Genomic DNA, 764 nt, shown 5'->3' with positions numbered 1-764 from the left:
ATCCGAATGCAGGATCACCTCGTAACTTTCTTGACGCTGCCAGACTGCCATCTGCACCGCACGAATCACCATCTGACGGTCCTGGCGGTGGTGCATCGACCAGCCCACCACTCGCTGATCAAACAGATCCAGAACGATGCACAGATACAGCTTGCTCTGCTGGGTTTTGATCTCGGTGATATCCGTGACCCACTTGGTCTCCGGCTCCAATGCGCTGAAGTCCCGCTCCAGCCGGTTACGCACGCCTGGCGGGGTCAACGCAGGCTTGCCTTGCTGGCCTCGGCGCTTCGGTCGTGGCCAGCCCTGCAAGCCGTCAGCTGCCATCAGGCGCGCCACCCGGTTCAGACTCAGGCTATGGCCGGCATCGGCCAGATCTTCCTGCATCCGGCCTGCGCCAAGTGTGCCCCGACTGTCCTCATGCAACGCGCGGATCTGGTCGAGAAAACGCTGATTTTCGAGCTGACCAGCACTGGGCAGGCGCTTGCTCCAATCGTAATAGCCACTGGCCGACACCTTCAGACAGCGGCACATCAGTCGAACCGGAAACTCGTCGCGGCAACGTTCGATCACCTGATACCTCAGGATGATCCCTTGGCAAAGAACGTCGCCGCTTCTCGCAAAAAATCCCGCTCCTTCTTCACCCGGGCTAGTTCGCGCTTCAACTGCGCAAGTTCCTCGTCCCGGGGCGTCCCGGCACCAGCAAATACGACCGGCCCCTGACCCTGCGCCTCACGCTTCCAGCGTGTCAGTAACGTATCCCGGAT

1 pseudogene is annotated in these 764 nt (G+C 60.6%); it reads right to left on the bottom strand.

Annotation, left to right across the window (positions count from 1 at the left end):
* A pseudogene (locus ABR323_RS21810) lies at positions 1-764 on the bottom strand (IS3 family transposase); the annotation flags it as partial.

It is taken from the genome of Stenotrophomonas sp. ATs4, from assembly GCF_051861585.1.
Taxonomy (GTDB): domain Bacteria; phylum Pseudomonadota; class Gammaproteobacteria; order Xanthomonadales; family Xanthomonadaceae; genus Stenotrophomonas; species Stenotrophomonas maltophilia_AS.
Note: the sequence above shows the minus strand (reverse complement) of the source record. Positions and strands in the feature narration are given on the sequence as shown.